The 20496-nt window shown below is 65.9% G+C and carries 17 protein-coding genes; 10 read left to right on the top strand and 7 right to left on the bottom strand.

The window, feature by feature from the left end; all coding sequences use genetic code 11:
• The first annotated feature begins 138 nt into the window (after nt 1–138).
• The 8 genes from LI72_RS10275 (at nt 139) to LI72_RS19625 (ending at nt 9863) form a co-directional block, all read left to right on the top strand.
• A complete protein-coding gene (locus LI72_RS10275) occupies nt 139–1278 on the top strand; it encodes a glycosyltransferase (RefSeq protein ID WP_033925770.1) in 1140 nt (379 codons plus the stop codon).
• On the top strand, nt 1271–2203 hold the full coding sequence (locus LI72_RS10270) for a glycosyltransferase (protein ID WP_033925769.1): 933 nt from the start codon (nt 1271–1273) through the stop codon (nt 2201–2203). The genes LI72_RS10275 and LI72_RS10270 overlap by 8 nt, the downstream gene beginning before the upstream one ends.
• On the top strand, nt 2200–3237 hold the full coding sequence (locus LI72_RS10265; RefSeq protein ID WP_033925768.1) for a glycosyltransferase: 1038 nt from the start codon (nt 2200–2202) through the stop codon (nt 3235–3237). Before LI72_RS10270 ends, LI72_RS10265 begins: the two co-directional genes overlap by 4 nt.
• Nucleotides 3234–4361 (top strand): acyl-CoA dehydrogenase family protein, encoded by a 1128-nt coding sequence (locus tag LI72_RS10260; RefSeq protein ID WP_033926277.1) that lies wholly within the window; start codon nt 3234–3236, stop codon nt 4359–4361. The genes LI72_RS10265 and LI72_RS10260 overlap by 4 nt, the downstream gene beginning before the upstream one ends.
• On the top strand, nt 4358–5038 hold the full coding sequence (locus tag LI72_RS10255; protein ID WP_231562423.1) for a PIG-L deacetylase family protein: 681 nt from the start codon (nt 4358–4360) through the stop codon (nt 5036–5038). The genes LI72_RS10260 and LI72_RS10255 overlap by 4 nt, the downstream gene beginning before the upstream one ends.
• A gap of 1 nt (nt 5039) precedes the next feature.
• Nucleotides 5040–5627, top strand: coding sequence for a class I SAM-dependent DNA methyltransferase (locus tag LI72_RS10250; RefSeq protein WP_033925767.1), 588 nt, complete (start codon nt 5040–5042; stop codon nt 5625–5627).
• Complete coding sequence (locus tag LI72_RS10245; protein ID WP_197051871.1) at nt 5624–6433, top strand: glycosyltransferase family 2 protein; 810 nt, start codon at nt 5624–5626, stop codon at nt 6431–6433. Before LI72_RS10250 ends, LI72_RS10245 begins: the two co-directional genes overlap by 4 nt.
• 313 nt (nt 6434–6746) lie before the next feature.
• On the top strand, nt 6747–9863 hold the full coding sequence (locus tag LI72_RS19625; RefSeq protein ID WP_081984836.1) for a GAF domain-containing protein: 3117 nt from the start codon (nt 6747–6749) through the stop codon (nt 9861–9863).
• A gap of 57 nt (nt 9864–9920) precedes the next feature.
• Here LI72_RS19625 and LI72_RS10230 read toward each other — a convergent pair whose 3' ends face one another.
• Nucleotides 9921–10820 (bottom strand): LysR family transcriptional regulator, encoded by a 900-nt coding sequence (locus LI72_RS10230; RefSeq protein ID WP_052129712.1) that lies wholly within the window; start codon nt 10818–10820, stop codon nt 9921–9923.
• 192 nt (nt 10821–11012) lie between these two features.
• Between LI72_RS10230 and LI72_RS10225 the strand changes: the two genes are divergently transcribed.
• The gene (locus LI72_RS10225) at nt 11013–11918 is read left to right on the top strand and encodes an alpha/beta fold hydrolase (RefSeq protein ID WP_033925766.1); all 906 of its coding nucleotides are present in this window, start codon (nt 11013–11015) and stop codon (nt 11916–11918) included.
• 64 nt (nt 11919–11982) lie between these two features.
• Here the strand turns inward: LI72_RS10225 and LI72_RS10220 are convergent, their stop codons facing one another.
• The 4 genes from LI72_RS10220 to LI72_RS10205 form a co-directional block, all read right to left on the bottom strand.
• Nucleotides 11983–14175 (bottom strand): TonB-dependent receptor, encoded by a 2193-nt coding sequence (locus tag LI72_RS10220; protein ID WP_231562422.1) that lies wholly within the window; start codon nt 14173–14175, stop codon nt 11983–11985.
• Nucleotides 14176–14213: 38 nt separating this feature from the next.
• Complete coding sequence (locus LI72_RS10215; protein WP_033925765.1) at nt 14214–14393, bottom strand: hypothetical protein; 180 nt, start codon at nt 14391–14393, stop codon at nt 14214–14216.
• A complete protein-coding gene (locus tag LI72_RS10210; protein WP_033925764.1) occupies nt 14390–15556 on the bottom strand; it encodes a PepSY-associated TM helix domain-containing protein in 1167 nt (388 codons plus the stop codon). Before LI72_RS10210 ends, LI72_RS10215 begins: the two co-directional genes overlap by 4 nt.
• A gap of 276 nt (nt 15557–15832) precedes the next feature.
• Nucleotides 15833–16351, bottom strand: coding sequence for a chromate transporter (locus LI72_RS10205; protein WP_033925763.1), 519 nt, complete (start codon nt 16349–16351; stop codon nt 15833–15835).
• 279 nt (nt 16352–16630) lie between these two features.
• Here LI72_RS10205 and LI72_RS10200 point away from each other — a divergent pair, with 279 nt between their 5' ends.
• Nucleotides 16631–18919 (top strand): FdhF/YdeP family oxidoreductase, encoded by a 2289-nt coding sequence (locus tag LI72_RS10200; protein ID WP_033925762.1) that lies wholly within the window; start codon nt 16631–16633, stop codon nt 18917–18919.
• A 77-nt stretch (nt 18920–18996) separates the two neighbouring features.
• Here the strand turns inward: LI72_RS10200 and LI72_RS10195 are convergent, their stop codons facing one another.
• Nucleotides 18997–19605 carry a retropepsin-like aspartic protease family protein gene (locus LI72_RS10195; protein ID WP_033926270.1) on the bottom strand — a complete coding sequence of 203 codons (609 nt, stop codon included), beginning with the start codon at nt 19603–19605 and terminating at the stop codon, nt 18997–18999.
• 76 nt (nt 19606–19681) lie between these two features.
• Nucleotides 19682–20494, bottom strand: coding sequence for a formate dehydrogenase accessory sulfurtransferase FdhD (fdhD, locus tag LI72_RS10190; RefSeq protein ID WP_052129711.1), 813 nt, complete (start codon nt 20492–20494; stop codon nt 19682–19684).
• Nucleotides 20495–20496 lie beyond the last annotated feature (2 nt).

The raw sequence follows: 20496 nt of genomic DNA, 5'->3' as shown, positions 1-20496 counted from the left end.
CTTGATTACATGCGCCAGCAATTCCGGCCCCCAACAGTTGCGTATCAGTGCGGTGAAGCGTGACCGGCGGCGACGGTTGCACGCACCGGTTCGGCGCTGACCGCGGGTCCAGGATATCGATTTCGGGAGTTTCCAGGGTTGCGTATCGGCATCATTTCCCATCTCAAGCACCCGATCGCCGAACCCTTTGCCGGGGGTCTGGAGATGCACACGTTCCAGCTGGCAAGAATGTTGCGCCAGCGCGGGCACGATGTCACCCTTTTCGCCACCGTGAGGTCCGATCCCGATCTTGGCCTGGAGGCGATCTGCTCAGAGACCGCGATCGCCGAGGTCGGCCTCGCGGAAGCCAGCGACATTGCCTTCTTCCGCGAGCACCACGCCTATCTCTCGCTGATGAACAGCCTTCGCACGCGCAATTTCGACATCATCCAGAACAATTCGCTGCATTATCTGCCGGTGTCGATGGCCGATGCGCTCCCGGTGCCGATGGTCACCACGCTGCACACCCCGCCGTTCTGCTGGCTGGAAAGCGGTGTCCGGCTGAGCGATACGACGAACCATGCGCTGGTCGGCGTGTCGCAATCGATCGAGCGGCAATGGGCGCACGTCCGCCTGCTCGATGCGGTGATTCCGAACGGCATCGATCTTGACCGATTTGCCTTCCGGCCGTTTGCCGATGCCGACCCCTATCTGGTCTGGTACGGGCGGATCGTCCCCGAAAAAGGCCTGCATCTGGCGATGGATGCGGCCCGGCAGGTGGGGCTGCCGCTGCGGATTGCCGGTCCCGCGCACGCCGAGGGCTATTTCCGCGACGAGATCGGACCTCGGCTGGGGAGCTATGCCCGGTATGAAGGTCATCTGGCGCACGCGGATCTGGCCAGTCTGATCGGCGGGGCGCGGGCCTTCCTGTGCTCGCCGATGTGGGACGAGCCCTATGGGCTGGTGGTGGCCGAGGCTTTGGCATGCGGCGTTCCGGTGGCAGCTTTTGCGCGCGGCGCCATCCCAGAGATCATCGATTCACGCTCCGGCGTGCTGGCAACGCCCGGCGATTCCGGCTCTCTCGCGCTGGCCGCGCTGGCCGCGATGCAGCTTGATCGGCGCGCCTGCCGCGCCCGGGCCTTTGCGATCTGCGATGCCGAAAAGATGATCGATGGCTATGAGGCGATCTATGCGCACATGATCCGCCGGATGCGCGCGCAAGCCGTGCCGCCCCCGCGCGACGAGCCCTATCCGGGTCAGCCTGTCAGCGCCTCCCTTGCGGCCATGATCCATGGGTGATCCAGGTGCCACCCCGCTGTGCGTGTGCGTGCCGGCGCGCAACGAGGCAGACCGCCTGCCGATGCTGTTGAACGCCCTGGCAGCGCAGGATGTTCCCGGACCCATCCAGGTCGCCATCGTCGTCAACAACTCGACCGACGCCAGCCTTGTGGTGCTCGAGCGATGCCGGGCCGACTATGCTGGACGGCTGAGCATCGATGTGACCGACGTCCAGTTCCCACCGGGCGAGGCGCATGCCGGATCGGCACGACGGCTTGCGATGGACCGCGGTGCCCGATTGCTCGCCGACAATGACCATGCCATCCTGGTCAGCACCGACGCCGATGCGCGGCCCCCCTCGCACTGGCTGTCGGCGATCGCGGCGGGCATAGCGCGCGGCGTCGATCTGGTGGGCGGTCGCATCGTCATCGATCCCGACGAACCTTTGCCCGCGCATGCCGCGATGCTGCGCGAGGCGCTGGATCGCTATTGGGAACAGGTGCGCGCGATCGAGGATGCGGTCGATCCGATAGCCTGGGACCTGCCCCCGCGGCACGGCGACCATACCGGCGCCAGCCTGGCGATCACACTAGCTGCCTACCGTGCATCGGGCGGGGTGCCCCGGATCGCCAGCGGCGAGGATCGCGGGCTGGTGATGGCAGCGCTGGCGCGTGGCGCTCGGATCGCGCATCCGTCCGATGTCTGGGTCTATGTCTCGCCCCGATGCGATGGTCGCGCGGCAGGCGGCATGGCCGACGACATGGCGCGCCTGATCGACGTCGGAGCCGACACCCCTTTGCTGATGCCCGATTTCGACCACTGGCGTGCTCGCGCCGAATGGCGGCGCGGGATGCGCGCGCGCTCGGCGAGCCCCGCCGACATGGTGCGCGACGAGGCCATGCTGCCACCGATGCCGCACGATATGGAGCTGGCGGTGATGGCATGACCGAGCGCCCGATCGGCTATTACGTCCATCATCACGGCGCCGGGCACCTGACCCGCGCGCGGGTGATCCGCGAGGCGACATCCTTGCCTGTGACGCTGCTCGGCAGCCGGATCGGCGCAGAGGGCATCGTGCTTGCAGATGATCGGCTCGGCGATGGTTTCGATGGCCGGGATCAGGCTGCCAACCGCCCGAACACGTTGCATTACGCCCCGCTCGACCATGATGGCATCCGCAGCCGTGTCGCCCGCATCAGCGAATGGATCGCGCACGCCCGGCCGCTGCTGATGATCGTCGATGTGTCGGTGGAAGTCGCCATGCTGGCGCGGCTGGCCTCGGTTCCCGTGCTCTATGTGCGCTTGAATGGCCAGCGCAGCGACCCGGCGCATCTGGAGGCGTTTCGCGGCGCGCAGGCGCTGATCGCGCCCTTCGCGCAGGCCATGGAGGATCCCTCGACTCCCGACTGGGTCCGCGCCAAGACCTATTACGCGCCGGGGCTGAGCCCTGCCCTCGCTGCGCCGGGCGCTCCCCGTGACACCGTGCTCGTGATCGTCGGCGAAGGCGGGACATCGCTGACGGCTGCGGCCATCGCCGACGCCGCCCGCGCCTGCCCGGACCATACCTGGAGGGTTGTCGGAAACCTCCCGGCACCATCAGATTGCCCGGGTAACCTGGTGTTCGCCGGCTGGACCGATGCGATGGCCAACGAGGTGGCGAAAGCTTCGGTGGTGGTCGGCGCAGCGGGCGACGGGGTCGTCGCCCTGGTCATGGCCGCTGATCGCCCCTTCGTCTGCATCCCCGAGCCGCGACCTTTCGGCGAACAGCATGCCACCGCCTCGGGGCTGCAGCGCATGGGCGCTGCCATCGTCCGCCCGGCCTGGCCGGATGCGCACGAATGGCCTGCAACCCTTGCCGCGGCGCGAGCGCTGGCCCCGGAAGGACGCCGCGCGCTGCGCGATCCGCAGGCGGCAACGAAGCTTGCCCGCTGGCTTGAGGCGCACGCCCTCACATGGATCGCGCAGGAGCTGGCGGCATGACCTTGGCCAGCGCGTCCGTCCCGGCAGGCCCAGATTGCGTCGCCGCAGCGATGGGCATTGCCGACAATCTGGCGGAGCTCGGTGCGCGCTATGATGCAGCGCCAGTCTATCCCGCCGACAGTATCGCGCAGATCGTGCGCTCGGGGCTGCACCGCACCTTCGCGCCGGTGGCCAGCGGCGGCGAGCCTTTCCGCGACGAGGATCAGCGCCATCTGGCGATGCTCGATGTCCTGAGGATCATCGGGCGCGCTGACCTCAGCGTCGGCAGGCTTTACGAGGGGCATGTCAACGCCATGCTGCTGTTCGGCTGGTATGGCTCGACGGTGCAGCTGCATGCGCTCAAGCGGGCCCTGGGCACCGGTGCGATCTACGGCGTGTGGGCCACCGAGCCACCCCCAGGGGTCGCGATTCTCGAAACGCAAAGCGGCCATGTGCTCGAAGGCGCCAAGTCGTTCGCTACCGGCGCGGGCGGCAATTCCCATGCCCTGATCACGGCCCGCCGGCCGGATGGAGACGCACAGCTGGTGATCGTGCGCGCCGACGACCGCGAGCGCGCCGATCTGTCGCAATGGCGTGTGCGCGGGATGCGCGCCACCGGCAGCGGCAGCTATGCGCTGGACGGGCTTGCCATAGCGCCGGAGGATTGCCTGGGGGAAGGTGGCGATTACCACCGCGACCCACGGTTCACGGCTGGCGCGTGGCGGTTCACTGCGGTCCAGCTGGGCGGAATCGAGGGATTGCTCACCGAAATCCGCAAGGCCATGCGCCCTGCCGCACGCGAGGACCCGGTGCAGCGTGCACGGTTCGCCGACGCCGTGGCTTCCGCCCGCACCGCCTATCTGTGGGTCCGCGAATGCGCACTGCGCGCCGCGTCGCAGGATCCCGATGGACCGGCGTTCGCGCAGATGACGCGCGGGATCGTGGAGCGCGCGGGGCTGGACATGATCGAGGCCGCAGCGCGGATCACCGGCACCTATAGTGCGCTGGATGGGACGCGGATCGACAAGATCAGCCGTGATCTCAGCCTGTATCTGCGCCAGGCCGGGCCCGATTATGCGCGCGATTGCGCGGCTCAGGCATGGCTGGAGCGTGACCCATGGGGTCCGGCGGACCGGCTGTGGTGAGCGGACTGCTGCGCGCCGCCAGCCTCTCGGCCAAGCCCTGGCGGGCTTTGCGCTGGCTGGTGATCGCGCCTCATCCTGATGACGAGACATTGGGTGCAGGCGCCCTGATCCACCAGACCGCGCGCGAAAGGCGTCTGGCCGGGATTGCCTATCTCACCGATGGCTCGGGCTCGCACCCTGCCGGCGCGGGCCGCAACCTGATCGCCACCCGCAAGCGTGAGGCAGCGCTGGCATTGCGGCGGCTGGCGGGCGAAACGGTCGATACGCTCCACCTCGACTGGCGCGATGCAGCGCCGTCGCATCCGGGTGACCCCTTGTTCGATCGCACCTGTCGGCGGCTGGTGGCACTGTGCGCGGCACAGCGGGTGGATGCGATCGCGGTGACGGCCTTGCACGAGCCGCACTGCGACCATGCCGCCGCCGCGCGGCTGGCCTATGCAGTGCGCGATGCCAGCCCTCGCCCCTTGCAGGTCGCGGAATACATCGTTTGGGGGGAGCGGCGCTTGCCGCGTGGCAGCACCCTGCTGCGCACCCAACCGATGCCGGCAGGGCTTCGCCGCCACGCGCTGGCCGCGCATCGCAGCCAGACTGGGAGCTCGCAAGGTCCGGGGTTCCGGCTGCCGCGCGCCTTCAGGCGCATGCCGACCACCGATATCCTGTATCACACCGGAGACTGACATGCGGCACCAGACCAGCCTTGATGCGGACTATTTCGAACAGATGTTCCGTGACACGCCCGACCCCTGGGGCTTCGAGACCCGAGCCTATGAGCAGGCGAAATATGCGCAAACGCTGGCGGCACTGGGCGATCGCCGTTTCGACCGCGCGCTGGAGATCGGCTGCGCCAACGGCGTGCTGACCGCACAGCTGGCGCCGTATTGCGAGCGGCTGCTGGCAATCGATGTCAGCCAAACCGCACTGGATCTGGCGCGCGCACGCTGCAGCCGCCTGCCTCAGGTCACCTTCGAGCGGATCGAGTTCCCCCGGCAGACCCCTGCAGACAGCGCGTTCGATCTGCTGCTGCTCTCCGAAGTGGCCTATTATTGGGACGATACCGATCTGCAGCGCGCCGCCGACTGGATAGCCAGCGCTGTGATCACCGGAGGCGAACTGCTGCTGGTGCACTGGACGGGGGAAACCGACTATCCGCAATCCGGCGACGGCGCCGTGCAGAAGCTGCACGCGATGCTCGCCGAGCGCATCGTGCTCGTGCAGGCCGACCGCCAGCCCGAATATCGGCTCGATCTCTGGCGGATGGGCGCATGATCTCGGTCCTCACGATCGTGCGCAACCGCGCCGGGCATCTGGCGCAACTGGTCGAAGGGCTGCGCCGCAGCATCTGCCCGCCGGCAGAGCTCATCATGATCGACATGGCCAGCGATCGCCCGATCGCGCTGTCCGATACCGACTTTCCCGTCCACGTCCTGAGGCTGGCGACCGAGCACCTGCCGTTGGCCGAGGCGCGCAATCTGGCTGCCCGCCACGCCAGCAGCGACAACCTGCTGTTTCTCGATGTCGATTGCATTCCGATGCGCGCGCTGGTCGGAACCATGGACAAGGCCCTGGAGCAGACCGATGCGCTGATCTGCGCCGAAATCCTCTATCTTGGCCCCGATGATGCGCGCGCGCGCTGGGACGAGGCGGATCTGGCAGCGCGGGGCAAGCCGCATCCCGTGCGCGACTTCCCCCCAGAAGGCCTGCGCGCCGAGCCCAATCCGGGGTTGTTCTGGTCGCTGGCGTTCGGCATCCGCCGCACGCGGTTCGAGGCACTGGGCGGCTTTGACGAAGCGTATCTGGGCTATGGCGGCGAAGACACCGATTTCGGTTTTCGTGCCACTGCGGCCCAGCTGCCGCTTCTGTTCATGGGCGGCCCCGGCGCTTTCCACCAGTATCATCCCAGCCCCGATCCACCATTGCAGCATTTTGGCGATATTGTGCGCAACGCGCAGCTCTTTCGCGACCGCTGGGGTTTCTGGCCGATGGAAGGGTGGTTGCGGCAGTTCGAGGCGATGGGCCTCATTGCCATTGCACCATCCGCGTTGCAGGTCCTGCGCCAGCCCGTTGAAGGATAAAGCCCCTTTTTCTGCATTCGGCGGCGCTCGGGCGCATCGCACGGAACCCATTGCCCCTTGTAGAGTTTGCTCCAAAGGCGTTCGGACAACGCTCGAAGACGTAATATTTCGTGCGTTTTCAAAAGAATGGACGATCGGTTTGGGCCCTTTAGGCGGGCAGTAAAGGCCTATCCGAAACGGTGCGTCCGAAAGGCACCGCCAAGGCCAGATGGTGATCGGGACGGACGAGAACAGTCAATTCGGTAACGGTGAGAATGGCCGATTGGGAGGGTTTCCCGTCTCCTCCGAGCGCAGCAATCTATGAAAGTCAGTGATGAAGACTCCCAAGATTTCCGACATCGAGCAGGCGCGCCGGGATGCGATGCGCATCGGCGCGGAAATCGGCGGTCGCGACAGGGGCACCGATCCCTTTGTCGCGGCGGTGCGCGCGACACGGATGCCGATGGTCATCACCGATCCGCGTCAGCCCGATAACCCCATCGTCTTCGTCAACGACGCCTTCTGCCGCCTGTCGGGCTATGAACGCGCGGAAATCGTGGGCCACAACTGCCGGTTTCTGCAGGGCCCGCGCACCGACCGCGAGTCCGTTGCCAAGGTCCGCGCTGCCTTGCAGGACGTTCACGCGATCGAGATCGATCTCCTCAACTACCGCAAGGATGGCGAGACCTTCTGGAACCGCCTGCTGCTCGCGCCTGTCCATGATGCCACCGGCGAACTGGCTTATTTCTTCGCCAGCCAGCTCGACGTGACGCTGGAACGCGAACGGCTCGAGGATCTCGAAAACAGCAATGCCGCCCTGATTGCGGAACTGGCAGGACGGCTGCGCGAGCAGCAGGCCAGCGAGGACGAGCTGCGCTTCACGCTGGAGGCCGCGCGCTTTGGCGCCTGGAGCCTGACGCTTCCCGATCAACAGCTGACCGCATCTGCGACATGTCGCCTGAACTTCGGGTGGACCGTCGATCGACCGTTCACCTATGCCGATCTTCTCGCGGCGATCCATCCCGACGACCGGGACCGAGTGCGGCAAGAGCTTGATTCGAGCATTTCGCAGCGCACGGATTGCGACATCGATTTTCGGGTGGTGCTGCCGGATGCCGATGTCCGGTTCGTCACCATGCGGGGGCGTGCAAGCCACCTGACCGATGGCACACCTTACAAGATCACCGGGATTTCGCTGGACATCACCGAACGCGTCCGCGCCGAGCGCATGCGCAAGGGGCTGGTCGCGCTATCCGATGCGTTTCGCGATCTCGACAACGCCGCCGACATCTCGTTCACCGCGGGGCGCATTCTGGGCGAAACGCTGGATGTCGATCGCGCAGGCTATGGCACCGTCGATCCGGTGGCCGAAACGATCACGATCGAGCGCGACTGGAACGCGCCGGGTGTCGAAAGCCTGGCTGGCACCCTGCGCTTTCGCGAATATGGCAGCTATATCGAAGATCTGGTGCGCGGCGAGACGGTGGTGTTCCAAGATGCGGACACTGATCCCAGGACCCGCGACACGGCAGCCGCGCTGAAAGCGATCAGCGCGCAGGCGGTGGTCAACATGCCAGTCTCCGAGCAGGGCGAGATGGTTGCGATCTTCTACCTCAACCACGGGCGGGCGCGCATCTGGCGCGAGGACGAAATCGATTTCCTGCGCGAAATCGCCGACCGCACCCGTACTGCCGTCGAGCGCCGCCGCGCAGAGCTGGCGTTGCGGCTCGCCAACGCGCGGCTCACCTTTCTGGATTCGGTGGGACGCGCCACGACGACGGCAGGCGATGCCGATGCGGTCATGGCCATCACCACCCGGATGGTGGGCGAACATATGACCGTTTCGAGCTGCGCCTATGCTGATGTCGACGACGACCAGGATGGCTTTACCATTCGCGGCGAATGGGCCGCGCCCGGTTCGCAGACCATCGTCGGCCACTACAGTCTCGCATTGTTCGGCAAGCAGGCGGTGACCGAGCTGCGGGCCGGCAGGCCGCTGATCCTGCATGACATTCCGGTGGAACTCGCGCCGGATGAAGCCGCTACCTTTCAGGACATCGGCATCCAGTCGACGATCTGCATGCCGCTCATCAAGGAGGGGCGGCTGATCGCGCTGATGGCGATCCACGACACAGCCCCGCGCCAGTGGACCAGCGAAGAGCTCGCGCTGATCCGCGAGGTCACCGATCGATCCTGGGCGCATATCGAACGCGCGCGTGCCGAGGGCGAACTGCGCTATCTCAACGCCACGCTGGAAGCGCGGGTCGAGGAGCGGACCGGCCAGCTGGTCAAGACCGAAGACGCGCTGCGGCAGGCGCAGAAGATGGAAGCCGTGGGTCAGCTTACCGGCGGTCTGGCGCATGACTTCAACAACCTGCTCGCGGCGATCGGCGGAAGTCTCGAAATGATCGAGACCCGGCTCAGCCAGGGCAAGCTCGACGCGCTCCAGCGCTATTGCACCGCGGCCCAGGGCGCGGTGAAGCGCGCGGCATCGCTGACCCACCGCCTGCTCGCCTTTTCACGCCGCCAGACGCTCGACCCCCGCCCCGTCAACGTCAACCGCCTGGTGTCGGGAATGGAAGAGCTGGTGCGCCGGACGATCGGGCCCCAGGTGCAGCTCGAAATCGTGGGCGCGAGCAGCCTGTGGACAACGTTCGTCGATGCCCATCAGCTGGAAAATGCATTGCTCAACCTGTGCATCAATGCCCGCGATGCCATGCCCGAAGGCGGTCATCTGACGATCGAGACAGCCAACAAATGGTTCGACGATCGCTCGGCGGCGGAACAGGCGCTGCAGCCGGGCCAGTATGTCTCGCTGTGCGTCACCGATACCGGAACCGGAATGGCCCCCGATGTCATCGCGCAGGCGTTCGATCCGTTCTTTACCACCAAGCCGCTTGGCCAGGGAACAGGGCTGGGTCTGTCGATGATCTATGGCTTCACCCGCCAGTCGGGCGGCCAGGTGCGGATCTATTCGGAAGTCGGCCAAGGCACGACAATGTGCCTGTACCTGCCCCGGCACACGGGGGCGCAGGCACCCGAACCGGCTGTCGCCACCCAGCACGAAGATCCCGCATCGAGCAACGGCGAGGTCGTGCTGGTGGTCGATGACGAGCCGACGGTGCGGATGCTGGTGGGCGAAGTCCTCACCGAAAACGGCTATCGCGCCATCGAGGCGTCCGATGGGCCGTCAGGCTTGAGCATCCTCCACTCCGATGCCCGCATCGATCTGCTGATCACCGATGTCGGCCTGCCCGGCGGCCTGAACGGTCGTCAGGTGGCGGATGCCGCGCGGATGGTCCGTCCCGACCTCAAGGTGCTGTTCATCACCGGCTATGCCGAGAATTCGACGATCGGTCACGGCCATCTCGACCAGGGGATGTCGATAATGACCAAGCCGTTCCATCTGGACATGCTGGCACGCAAGATCCGCGAGATCCTGGCGAGCTAGGCCGCTCCGGACGCCAGCGCCGATGAAGATCGGCATGCCAGCGCGCCGGACATCAAATCAGATCTGCGGTGCTCGGGTCGAGCCCGGCAGGCTGGCGAAGGCCTGCACCACCCATTTCTGCACCAGGCGGATTGCGGGTCGCCCGCGCAGGTCGCGATGGACGATCAGCCATGGTTGGCGGCTCGGCAGGGCCGTTGGCGGCGGCACCTCGATCAGCGTGCCGGTACGCAGCGCGAACGGAACCGGCAGAAGGGCAATGCCCGCGCCCGCCAGCGCAGCCGCCAGCAAACCGCGCGTGCTGCCGGTGCGCATGGCCACGGCATCCGAAAGCCCATGGCGCGTGACCCAGTCGAGTTCGGGCAGGCGGCCATAGCTGTTGTCATAGATCAGCAGCCGCTCGCCATTGAGGTCGATTGCCGCTGGCACGCGGCCCGCAAGATAATCGGCCGAGGCAAACAGCCCGAGCCGGATATCGGCGAGCCTGCGCGCATAGAGGCTCGCGCCTTCGGGCCGGACCATGCGGATCGCAAGGTCGGCATCGCGCCCGGCGAGGCTGACCACATCTGCCTGTGACTGGAGATGGACCGGAAAGTCCGCGCCCATCGCCCACAGCTGGCCGAGTGCCGGAGCAAGAACGTCGGAGATCACGAATTCGGTCGCCGAGATGCGCACCGGCACGGTCTTGATGCCCTGCCTCAGGCTTTCGGCCACCCGCTCGACCCGGCGCATCTGCTCGCCGATCGGTGCGGCCGCCTCGGCGATGGCGCTGCCGGCACCGGTCAGCCGCACGCCATCAGTCCGCCGGTCGACGAGTTGCAGCCCGAGCGCCGCCTCCAGCGTCTCGATCCGCCGCGACACGGTCGAGACCGCCACTCCGCGCGCCTTGGCTGCCGCGCTGAGCGTGCCTGCGTCGCGGATCGCGATAAGATCGCCAAGGTCCTGCGGATCGAGCGGCACGTCCCTGTTCCTTTTCGAAAACGGAAAACTGATTTGCCATATCGCAAGATGCTTGGCGCAAGACAATCGCCTAACCCTTGGCCATCGCTGGATGGAGCCCGGGATGACCACACACACACGCCGATCGCGCAGCATACGAACAGCCGGGTTCTGGCTGTCTGCCGCTATCGCGGACCTGCCGCGAGCGCCTTCATGACCGGGCTGCTCACCCGCCTGGGCGCGCGGATCGACACCTGGGGCGCGGCGGCCAGAATGGCGCGCCTCCGCACCGGCTGGCCCGCCACAGCCACCCCGCAGGTGCAGTTCCACCGCACAGCAAAGGTGCAATATCGCTACCTCGAGGCAGGCAGCGGGCAGACGATCGTCTTCACCTGCGACCCGCCGATGACGATCGAGGTCTACGGCCCGCTGGTCGAAGCCTTCGGCGCGCACTTCCGGGTCATCGTGGTGGAATTGCCCGCCATGGGCTTCTCCGCCGCCACCTCCGATTACGCCTTCGGGTTCCGCGAGACCCATGACGACCTCGCCGCCTTTCTGCGCAACGTGGCCGGCGAGCGCAGCATCTTCGCCTTCTCCTGCGCTGCAGGCCTGGCCGCGCTCGACATCGCCGGGCGCATGCCCGAACTCGCCTCGCATCTGACCCTCCTGCAGGCAGGCGGAACCGAGGCTTTTGCCGTCTGGAAGGCCGGGCGTGATCCCAGGGGCCTTCTCGCCAAGCCCCTCCTGGGACAGCTTGCCATGGCGCACATGGCGCCCCGGCGCATGCCGCAATGGTATCGCCTCTCGGTCGGTCGCAAGGAGCAGATCCCGCATTTCTGCGCCTGTGCCGAGCGGTCCTTCACCCATGGCGCAATGTGGTCGCTGGCGAGTGCCTACCAGATCTATCTGGACCGCCGCGATGAGCTGCCCAGGCCGCAGCAACCGATCCTGTCGATCTGGGGTGCGGCCGATCGCTCGCACACGGCGGGCAACGCACATTCACTGGCGCGGCTTTACGACGGCGTGCGCACGGTCACCTTCGACGACCTGGGCCACACGCCCGAACTCGAAGCGCCCGACCAGGTGCTGACCGCGATCCTCGGCTTCGTGCGGTCATGATGACGCAGGCCAGCCAGCCAATCCCGCCCTGCCCGAGATCGACCGCCTTTCATCCGGCCAGGGACTAGAAATCGTAGGTCACCGACGCCTTGAACGTGCGCGGCGCGCCCAGCTGCAGGTCCGGGCGGAAGCTGTCGAAGGCCGAAGCCCAGTAATCCGCATCGGCGATGTTATCGATGTTGACGCGGAAGGTCAGCGGCTTGCCGCCCACCACAGCGACATAGCGCGCACCCAGATCGACCCTGGTCCAGTCCTGCAAAAACAGCGTGTTGCCGATATTCGCCGCCTGTTCGCCGGTATGGACCACGCGCCCCGTCAGGGTCAGCGCAGGGATGAACGGCACGTCCCATTCGACATTGGCATTGAGCGTGTATTCGGGCACGCCGACCGCCTGCGCGCCATCGCTGGCGCCGTTCTGCGTCCGGCGGAGCTTGGCGTCGATCACCGATCCGCCACCGATCAGCCGCAGTCCCCGGGTCAGCTCTCCCGCCACGGTGAATTCGATGCCGCGATGGCGCTGAATACCGAACGGGCCGAACTCGAGCGCGCCCGCATTGTCCGCATCAAGCCGCAGGATCGAGCTTTCACGGTCGATCTGGAACAGCGCCAGCGACAGGTCGACCGCCCCCATCTTCAGCTTGCCGCCGACCTCATATTGTTCGGACACGAAAGGCGGCAGGATCTGCCCCGCGTTGGTGACCGGCAGCGCCGCACCGCCCGAAGGGTTGGCCCCGGTCTGGGGCGCCGTGGCACCCTGCACCAGTCCCTCGATGCGGTTGGCATAGAGCGACAGGGTTTCGGTGGGCTTGATCACCAGCCCGAAGACCGGAGTCACCTTGTCCTCGTCATATTCGCTGACGAGTGCGCCGGTGGCGTTGGAATAGGATTTGGCGTTGATCGTCTGCAGCCGCAGACCGGCGGTCACCAGAATGCGGTCGTCCCAAAGGCCGATGGTGTCCGAGAAAAAGACGCTGGCCAGCCGCGTGCGCGAGATCGGGAACGGATCGTCCAGATTGCCGCCGACAAAGGTCACCCGAGTCGAAGGGACCACTTCGACCGGCGCGTAGAGATTGGTGCGCTGGGCCGAGACGTCGAAGAACCGGAAGGCATTGCGGTTGACCAGCCAGTTCATCGAGCCGCCGAGGTTGAACTCATGGGTGATGCCACCGCCGCTCAGCTTCGCCCGCGCGCCGATGGTCGCGGCCTCGTTGTTGTCGGTGCGCGGGATGAACGAGCTGCTGACGGTGATATCGCCGTTCAGGTTGACCAGCGTCGGGGTGCTGTAGACGCCCTCTTCCGATCCGTCGCGCGCTCCGACAGCGGCATAGACCATGACGTCCTTGGCGATGTCATATTCCATGCGCAGCTGGCCGAAAATGTCGCGCAACGTGGTGTATTGCCAGGGCTGGCCATAGTTGGTCCCGGCATCGGGCGCGTCCGGGATTTCGGTCAGCGTGTTGACCCGCAGCTTGGGGCGGAAATGCGACACCTTGACCCGCTGATAGGCAAGATCGAGCGTCGCGCGAAACGGCCCAGAGTTATAGTCGATCGCCGCGCCCAGAACATAGGTGCTGCGGAATTCGTCGTCGATCGAGGCATCCCCGGCGCGCGCGGTGCCGTTGATGCGGATGCCCCATTCGCCATTACCGCCCAGCCGGCGTCCGACGTCGAAGCTTCCGCCGACATGCTCGGGCCCGGTATAGCCGATGGTGGCGCGCGTGATGGGGTCCGCCGTCGCGCGCTTGGGGATCAGGTTGACGCTGCCGCCAATGCCGGTGCCCCCCGGCGCGGCACCGTTGAGGAACGCGCTGGCGCCGTTGAGCACCTGCACCGATTCATACAGTTCCGGCGCGACAAGCTGGCGCGGGGCGATGCCGTACAGCCCGTCCATGCCGATATCGTCGCCCGCCAGCGCAAAGCCGCGGATGACGAACAGTTCGCCGGCAATGCCGAAACCGGTGGTGGTGCGGATGGTGGGGTCGTTCTCCAGCACCTGCCCCAATGTCTGCGGCTGCTGGTTGAGGATCAGCGCGGCATTGTAGCTGCGGATGGCGAACGGTATGTCTGCCGCATCCTTGTCGCCCAGGACCCCGGCGCTGCCCTGCAGCTCGACACCCGACTGGTTCTGCCGCTGCGCGGTGACGATGATCGTCTCCCTGTCGGTCTCCTGCTGCTGGGCAAGGGCCGGGCTGGCGAGACCCAGCGCGCCAAGCGAGGTGGCGACGAGCAGGGCATGGCGGATGGCGAAGGCGTTCACGGTCTAATCGTTCCCTTGGATTGAGCAATTGCGAGAATTCAGGTCCGGCGCGAGCGCATCGCCCAGACGGAGGCTGCAACCGGGGCGCTCAGCGCCGCCCAGGAGGCGGCATCGCGCCAGCCGTCTCCGGTCAGCGCGATGACCAGCCCGGCCAGACCAGCGACAAAGATCGCGAGCGGCCAGGCGAAGATGCTGCGGAGCGGGCGGGCGCGGCTCATTCCGCCGGCTCCGCCACGGGAGTTGCGGCGCGAGCATGAGCGGGCGCCGTTGCCCTGCGCTTGGCCAGCCACATGTACAGGCCCGTGCCCAGCACATGGACGGTGAACAGCGTCAGCGCCGCCCAGAGCAGCTTGAGCGGCAGTCCGCCATAATCGCCGAAGTGCAGTGGCCGCGAGAGCGACAGCGCCTGATAATACCACGGCATCTGCCGCGCGTCGGTGAAGCGTCCCGTCTCCGCATCGACCAGCGCCGGGGTCAGCAAGCGCTCGGTCAGCGGCGTGTCCCCCTGAAAGAACACCGCGTAATGGTGATTGGAACTGAATGTGCCCCCGGGAAAGGCGATGAACTGGGGGTTGTTGTTGGGCAACCGCGCCCTGGCTGCCGCCATTGCCTTGTCGAGCGACCCGTAGCGGGAAGGATCGAGCGGCTCGCGCCCGGCATATTCGCGCGTCATCGCAGCGAGTTCATCGGCCTTCCACAGCTGCTCGATCGGCACGGCGAAGGCATTGATCACTCCGGTCAGCCCGACCACCAGCATCCAGGCGAGCCCGACAATTCCCAGAAGGTTGTGATAATCCAGCCATTTGGTCCGCGCGCTGCGGCTGCTGCGCAGCGTGCCGAATTCCAGCTTGCGCATGAACGGGGCGTACAGCACGACACCCGAAACCAGCGCGGCGACAAAGGCGATCCCCATCACGCCCAGAAACAGCATGCCGGGCAGGCCCAGGAACATGTCGGTATGCAGCTTCAGCAGGAAGTGCATCACGCCGCCGTCGCTTTCGGCGACCTTGCCGATCAGCTGTCCCGTCGAGCGGTCGAACGACTGGATGGTCATGTCCGCACCCGGCGAATCCGGACGAGGCCCGGTGGTAATGGTCATCGACGGCTGGTCATTGTCGAACGCCATGTAAAGCGGCACTTCACCCGGACGATTGGCGAGCGCGCGCGCCAGCATTTCGTCCAGCGACAGCAACCCGTCCGCCGTACCCGAAGAGCCAACCCCGGGCATGCCGAACACCGGCTGCTCCTCGGTCAGATCATCGATCTCGTCATGGAAGATCAGCGGGAGGCCGGTGACGCACAGCATCAGCAGGAAGAGGGTGCACACCAGGCTGGTCCATTTGTGAACCGCGGCCCAGATCATGATCGATGCGCGGGTCATGACGGTCTTCCGGCATCGCCGGGCACCGTCACCTCATGCTCGCAAGATTGCCAATGCATCACCCAACCCGACTCCATCGCCGTTTGCGGCTATCGGAGCGCATGCGATCAGTCAATGCTAATCATTCGCATTTACGACGATCAAGGTCTTGCGAATGGCCGATGGGTGTGCCGAAACCTCGCATTTGCCGGCCGATAAGGATCTGCGAGTAATTCTCAGAATCGTTAGTACGGCACGGAGTGGGCCAGCTTCCTCCGCCAGGCTAGGGCGGAGAGGTCAATCCAGTCTCACCAGCAGCTTGCCCGTGTTGCCGCTGGTGTACAGCAGGTTGAGCGCCTCGGGGGCGCTTTCGAGGCCATGGACCATATGCACCGGCATCTTCAGCCTGCCATCGCGCAGCCAGGTTGCGAGATCAGCGAGCACGGCTGTCTTGATGCCGAGGAACACGGCGGCGAACCCGTCGACATTGGCCGCGAATGCATAGAGCGCGGACAACGCGAGCATCAGCAGCGCACCTGGGACCACGAACAGAAGCCCGGCCGCCAGACCGCCCTTGAACCCGTGCAACCGCCATCCGATCCATGTCGCCAGCTGCTGTGCTTCGGGCCCCGGCAGCAGGTGGCAGAAATTGAGCGCGTGCAGATATGGCTCTTCGTCGACCCAGCGGTGCTTCTCGACCACCTCGCTGTGCATCAGCGCGATCTGCCCGGCGGGGCCGCCGAAGCTCAGGCAGCCGATCCGTACAAAGACGCGCAGCAGATCGGCGAACGTGGGCCTGGATGTCTCTATCTGCATGACGTGCCATTCCTCTAGGACTGCATCCCCCCTTGTGGAGCAGTTCAGAAGCAACGCTTGGGCACCATCTGCCTGATCACGGGGGGTTGCAACGACCCCGATCCCCTTGGCTCCCACGTCTCTCGTCGCACGTCAATGGTGCAGGCCGGACTGCGTGGCTGATCGCATGGCATGTGGCACCGCAGGCCGCGTCACCCGATCGCTCAGGGTAAATGCGCCAGGCGGGAACCCATCTGCGTCCCATCGCTTCTTAGAGCTAACCCCAGCCCTGGAGCACCGATGGCAGACGACCGCACCGCACAGCCCGATCCTGATACGATCGAATACGACGGGTCGGCTGGCGGATGGGGGTCCGTGCGCGGTATCGTCCAGACGATGGCCCGCGAGATGGCCTCGCCCGGCGCGCTGGCGACGCTGCGCACCCAGAACAAGGTCGGCGGGTTCATGTGCACCAGCTGCGCTTGGGGCAAGCCCAAGCATCCGCACGCCTTCGAATTCTGCGAAAATGGCGCCAAGGCCACGCTGTGGGAGCTGACCACGCACCGCTGCACACCCGATTTCTTCGCGCAGCGCAGCGTGACTGACCTCAGGGCGTGGAACGACCACGACCTTGAAAGCGTGGGCCGGCTCACTCACCCGATGCGTTATGACGCGGCCACCGACCATTATGTGCCGTGCAGCTGGGATGAGGCGTTCGCGACGATCGGCGCCGAACTCAAGGCGATCGATCCCAAGGCTGCGGTCTTTTACGCCTCCGGCCGCGCCAGCCTGGAAACCTCCTATCTCTATGCGCTGTTCGCGCGGCTCTATGGCCACAACAATCTGCCCGACAGCTCAAACATGTGCCATGAGACCACCTCGGTGACGCTGAGCGAGCTGATCGGCTCTCCGGTGGGGACGTGCACGCTCGATGACTTCGAGCATTGCGACGCGATCTTCTTCTTCGGTCAGAACACCGGCACCAACAGCCCGCGCTTCCTGCATCCGCTGCAGAAGGCGGTCGAGCGCGGATGCAAGATCGTCACCTTCAACCCGATCCTCGAAAAGGGGCTGATCAGCTTCACCAACCCCCAGCGCGCCGGACAGATGCTGACTGGGGGCGATACGCAGCTGAGCTGTCAGTATCTGCAGGTGCGCGCAGGCGGCGACATCGCTGCCATCATGGGCCTGTGCAAGCATGTGTTCGCGCAGGACGCAGCGCGCGGCGGAACCGTGATCGACCGAGCCTTCATCGCCGAGCATTGCACCGGGTTCGATGCCTTTGCCGCAAAGGTGCAGGCGACGTCCTGGGAAGCGATCGAACGCGAATCCGGGTTGAGCCGCGCCGATATCGAGCAGGCGGGCGAGGTCTATGTCGCGGCCAAACGGGTCATCGGGGTCTATGGCATGGGCCTGACCCAGCATGTGCACGGGTTCGAGAATATCGCGATGCTGGTCAACCTGCTGCTGATGGGTGGGCATATCGGCCGCCCCGGCGCCGGAATCTGCCCGGTGCGCGGCCATTCGAACGTTCAGGGCCAGCGCACCGTCGGAATTTCGGAGAAGCCCGAGCTCGTCCCGCTCGACACACTGGCGGAACAGTTCGGCTTCGCGCCGCCGCGCGACACCGGCATGACCACGGTCGAAGCCTGTGAAGCGGTGCTCGATGGCAGCGCCAGGGCATTTATCGGCCTGGGCGGCAACTTCCTGCGCGCGATCCCGGACCAGGGACGGATCGAGCCCGAATGGGGGAAGATGCAACTCACCGTGCAGATCGCCACCAAGCTCAACCGGGGCCATCTGTTCAACGGACGAACCGCGTTTCTGCTTCCCTGCCTGGGCCGCAGCGAGGAGGATCGCCAGGCCAGCGGCCCGCAGACAGTGACGGTCGAGGACAGCTTCAGCCACGTGCACGCATCACTGGGCCACCGCAGCCCGGCCAGCGAGCACCTGATGTCCGAACTGGCGATCGTCGCCGGCATCGCCAGGCACACGCTGCCCGAAAACCCGAAGGTGCACTGGGACGCCTGGACCGGGGACTATGGTCTGGTACGGGACCTGATCGCGCAGACCTATCCCGAGCAGTTCCACGACATGAACGAGCGGATTTTCGAACCCGGCGGCTTCTATCGCGGCAACAGCGCGCGCGAACGCATCTGGAAGACCGAAAGCGGCAAGGCGCAGTTCACCGCGCCGGGCATGCTCGCGGCGACCGATATCCCCGATGCCGTCGGCCGCTACCGGCTGGTGACGGTGCGATCGAACGACCAGTTCAACACCACCATCTATGGCTATAGCGACCGGCTGCGCGGCATCGAGGGCAAGCGCGACGTGGTGCTGATCTGCCCCGCCGACATTGCGGCGGCAGGTCTGGTCACCGGGCAGCGCATCGCGCTGGTGGGCGATGCAGGGGATGAGCATCATCGCCGGATCGACGGGCTGGAGATCGTGCCGTTCGATCTGCCTGCAGGCACGATCGTGGGCTATTACCCCGAACTCAACCCGCTGATTGCCCTGTCGCACCACGACCAGGCCTCGAAGACCCCTGCCAGCAAGGCCGTGCCGGTCCGGATCGTTGCCGAAGGCTGATTGCCCGCACCGCGGGCTTCATGGCAAGGCTGCGCGCACTGGTCGAAGCAGCACGTGGTTGCTCCGCCAGACAGCGATCACGCGGCAGGCGGCACAAGGATCAGCGTGTCTCCCTCGACCCTCCAGGAGGCGAGCTGCGAGAGGAAATTCATCCCGATCACATTGGTGTCGCCAAAGGCCGGCGAAATGACGACCTTCAGATTCTTGGCCTCGATACCGGCCATCTCCAGCCGCGCAACGCTGCCGGTATCGGCGCGCACCATGCCGTTGGCGGTGCGCAATATCACCGGCGCCAGGCTCATCTGCGGCTCGACCGAGGCGCGACGGGCGGTTTCGGCCGACAGCGCGGTGATCGTCGCGCCGCTGTCGATCAGCATCCGCTGCTCGACCCCGTTGATCGTCACCCGCGCCCAGAAATGCTCATCGGACCCCATTGCGATCCGTACCTCGTCCCCTGCGACCTGCTGGTTGTTCAATCCGAGCCGGTCGGTCCAGCGCGACAGCACCGGGTCATAGGGAGCTTGCTGCACCACCACGAACAGCAGCAGCGCCAGGATCGCGAACGAGAACAGCGCGCGAAACAGCCGTCCGACGAACGGGATATTGAACAGGATGATCAGAACCAGGGCAGCGCCCGCGGCATAAAGCGCGAGCTGCTGCCATTCGGGAAAAGTGGTCACAGGCATATGAAAGCTGAACCCGCGGCCGCGATATTCGATCCCCGGCGGCCCGCTGGCGCCCATGGCTGGATGGACGTTGGCGCTACCCGAACAGCCCATGCGGATCGTGCGCGATGAGCACGGTATCGCTGCGCGCGAGCACGCCCAGCGTCAGCCCTGCCTCGCGCGCGCGGTCGATGGCCAGGCTGGTCGGCGCACTGATCGTGAACAGCATGGGGAATCCGGCGCGCACGGTCTTTTCGACCAGCTCCTGGCTGCAGCGGGCCGACAGCAGGACAAAACCTGCCGCAGGCGACAGGCCATCCCGCACCAGCGCGCCCACCAGCTTGTCGAGCGCGTTGTGACGACCGACATCCTCGCGCGCCACCAGGATCTCTCCGTCTGGCGCGCAGAATGCCGCAGCATGAGTCGCGCCAGTGGCAGCGCCGAGCTGCTGATGATCACCCAGCGTGGCGAACGCGCGCGCGATGGCGGAGCGGGCAACCGCTATTCTTGCGGTAACCTCCGGCAACGGCGCCAGCGCGGCTGCGATGCTGTCGATGCCGCAGATCCCGCAGCCGCTTTCCGACACGCGCGAACGCGCCCGCTCCACGATGCGCGGCAGCGAACGTGCAGGAAGGGTCGCACGCACGATCCAGCCCCCCTCGACCTGCGTGACCTGCGGCTGCGTGATCTCATCCGCGTGCGCGAGCCCTTCGCTGATCGTGAAACCCGTGACGAAATCCTCAAGATCGATGGGCGTCCCCATCATTACCGCATAGCCGATGCCATTGTATTCGATTGCGATCGGCGCTTCGATCGGAACGGCGCGGGTCAGCGCGCGCGCAGGATCATCGCCATAGCCGGTGCTCAGGAATGCGATGCTGCAGCTTCCCCCAGCGGGCTGGTCAATCATCT

Origin of the sequence: Sphingomonas sp. 35-24ZXX, assembly GCF_000786215.1 — a bacterium.
Lineage (GTDB): Bacteria > Pseudomonadota > Alphaproteobacteria > Sphingomonadales > Sphingomonadaceae > Blastomonas.
The sequence above is the reverse complement of the archived record's forward strand: the minus strand, read 5'-3'. Positions and strand labels throughout refer to the sequence as shown.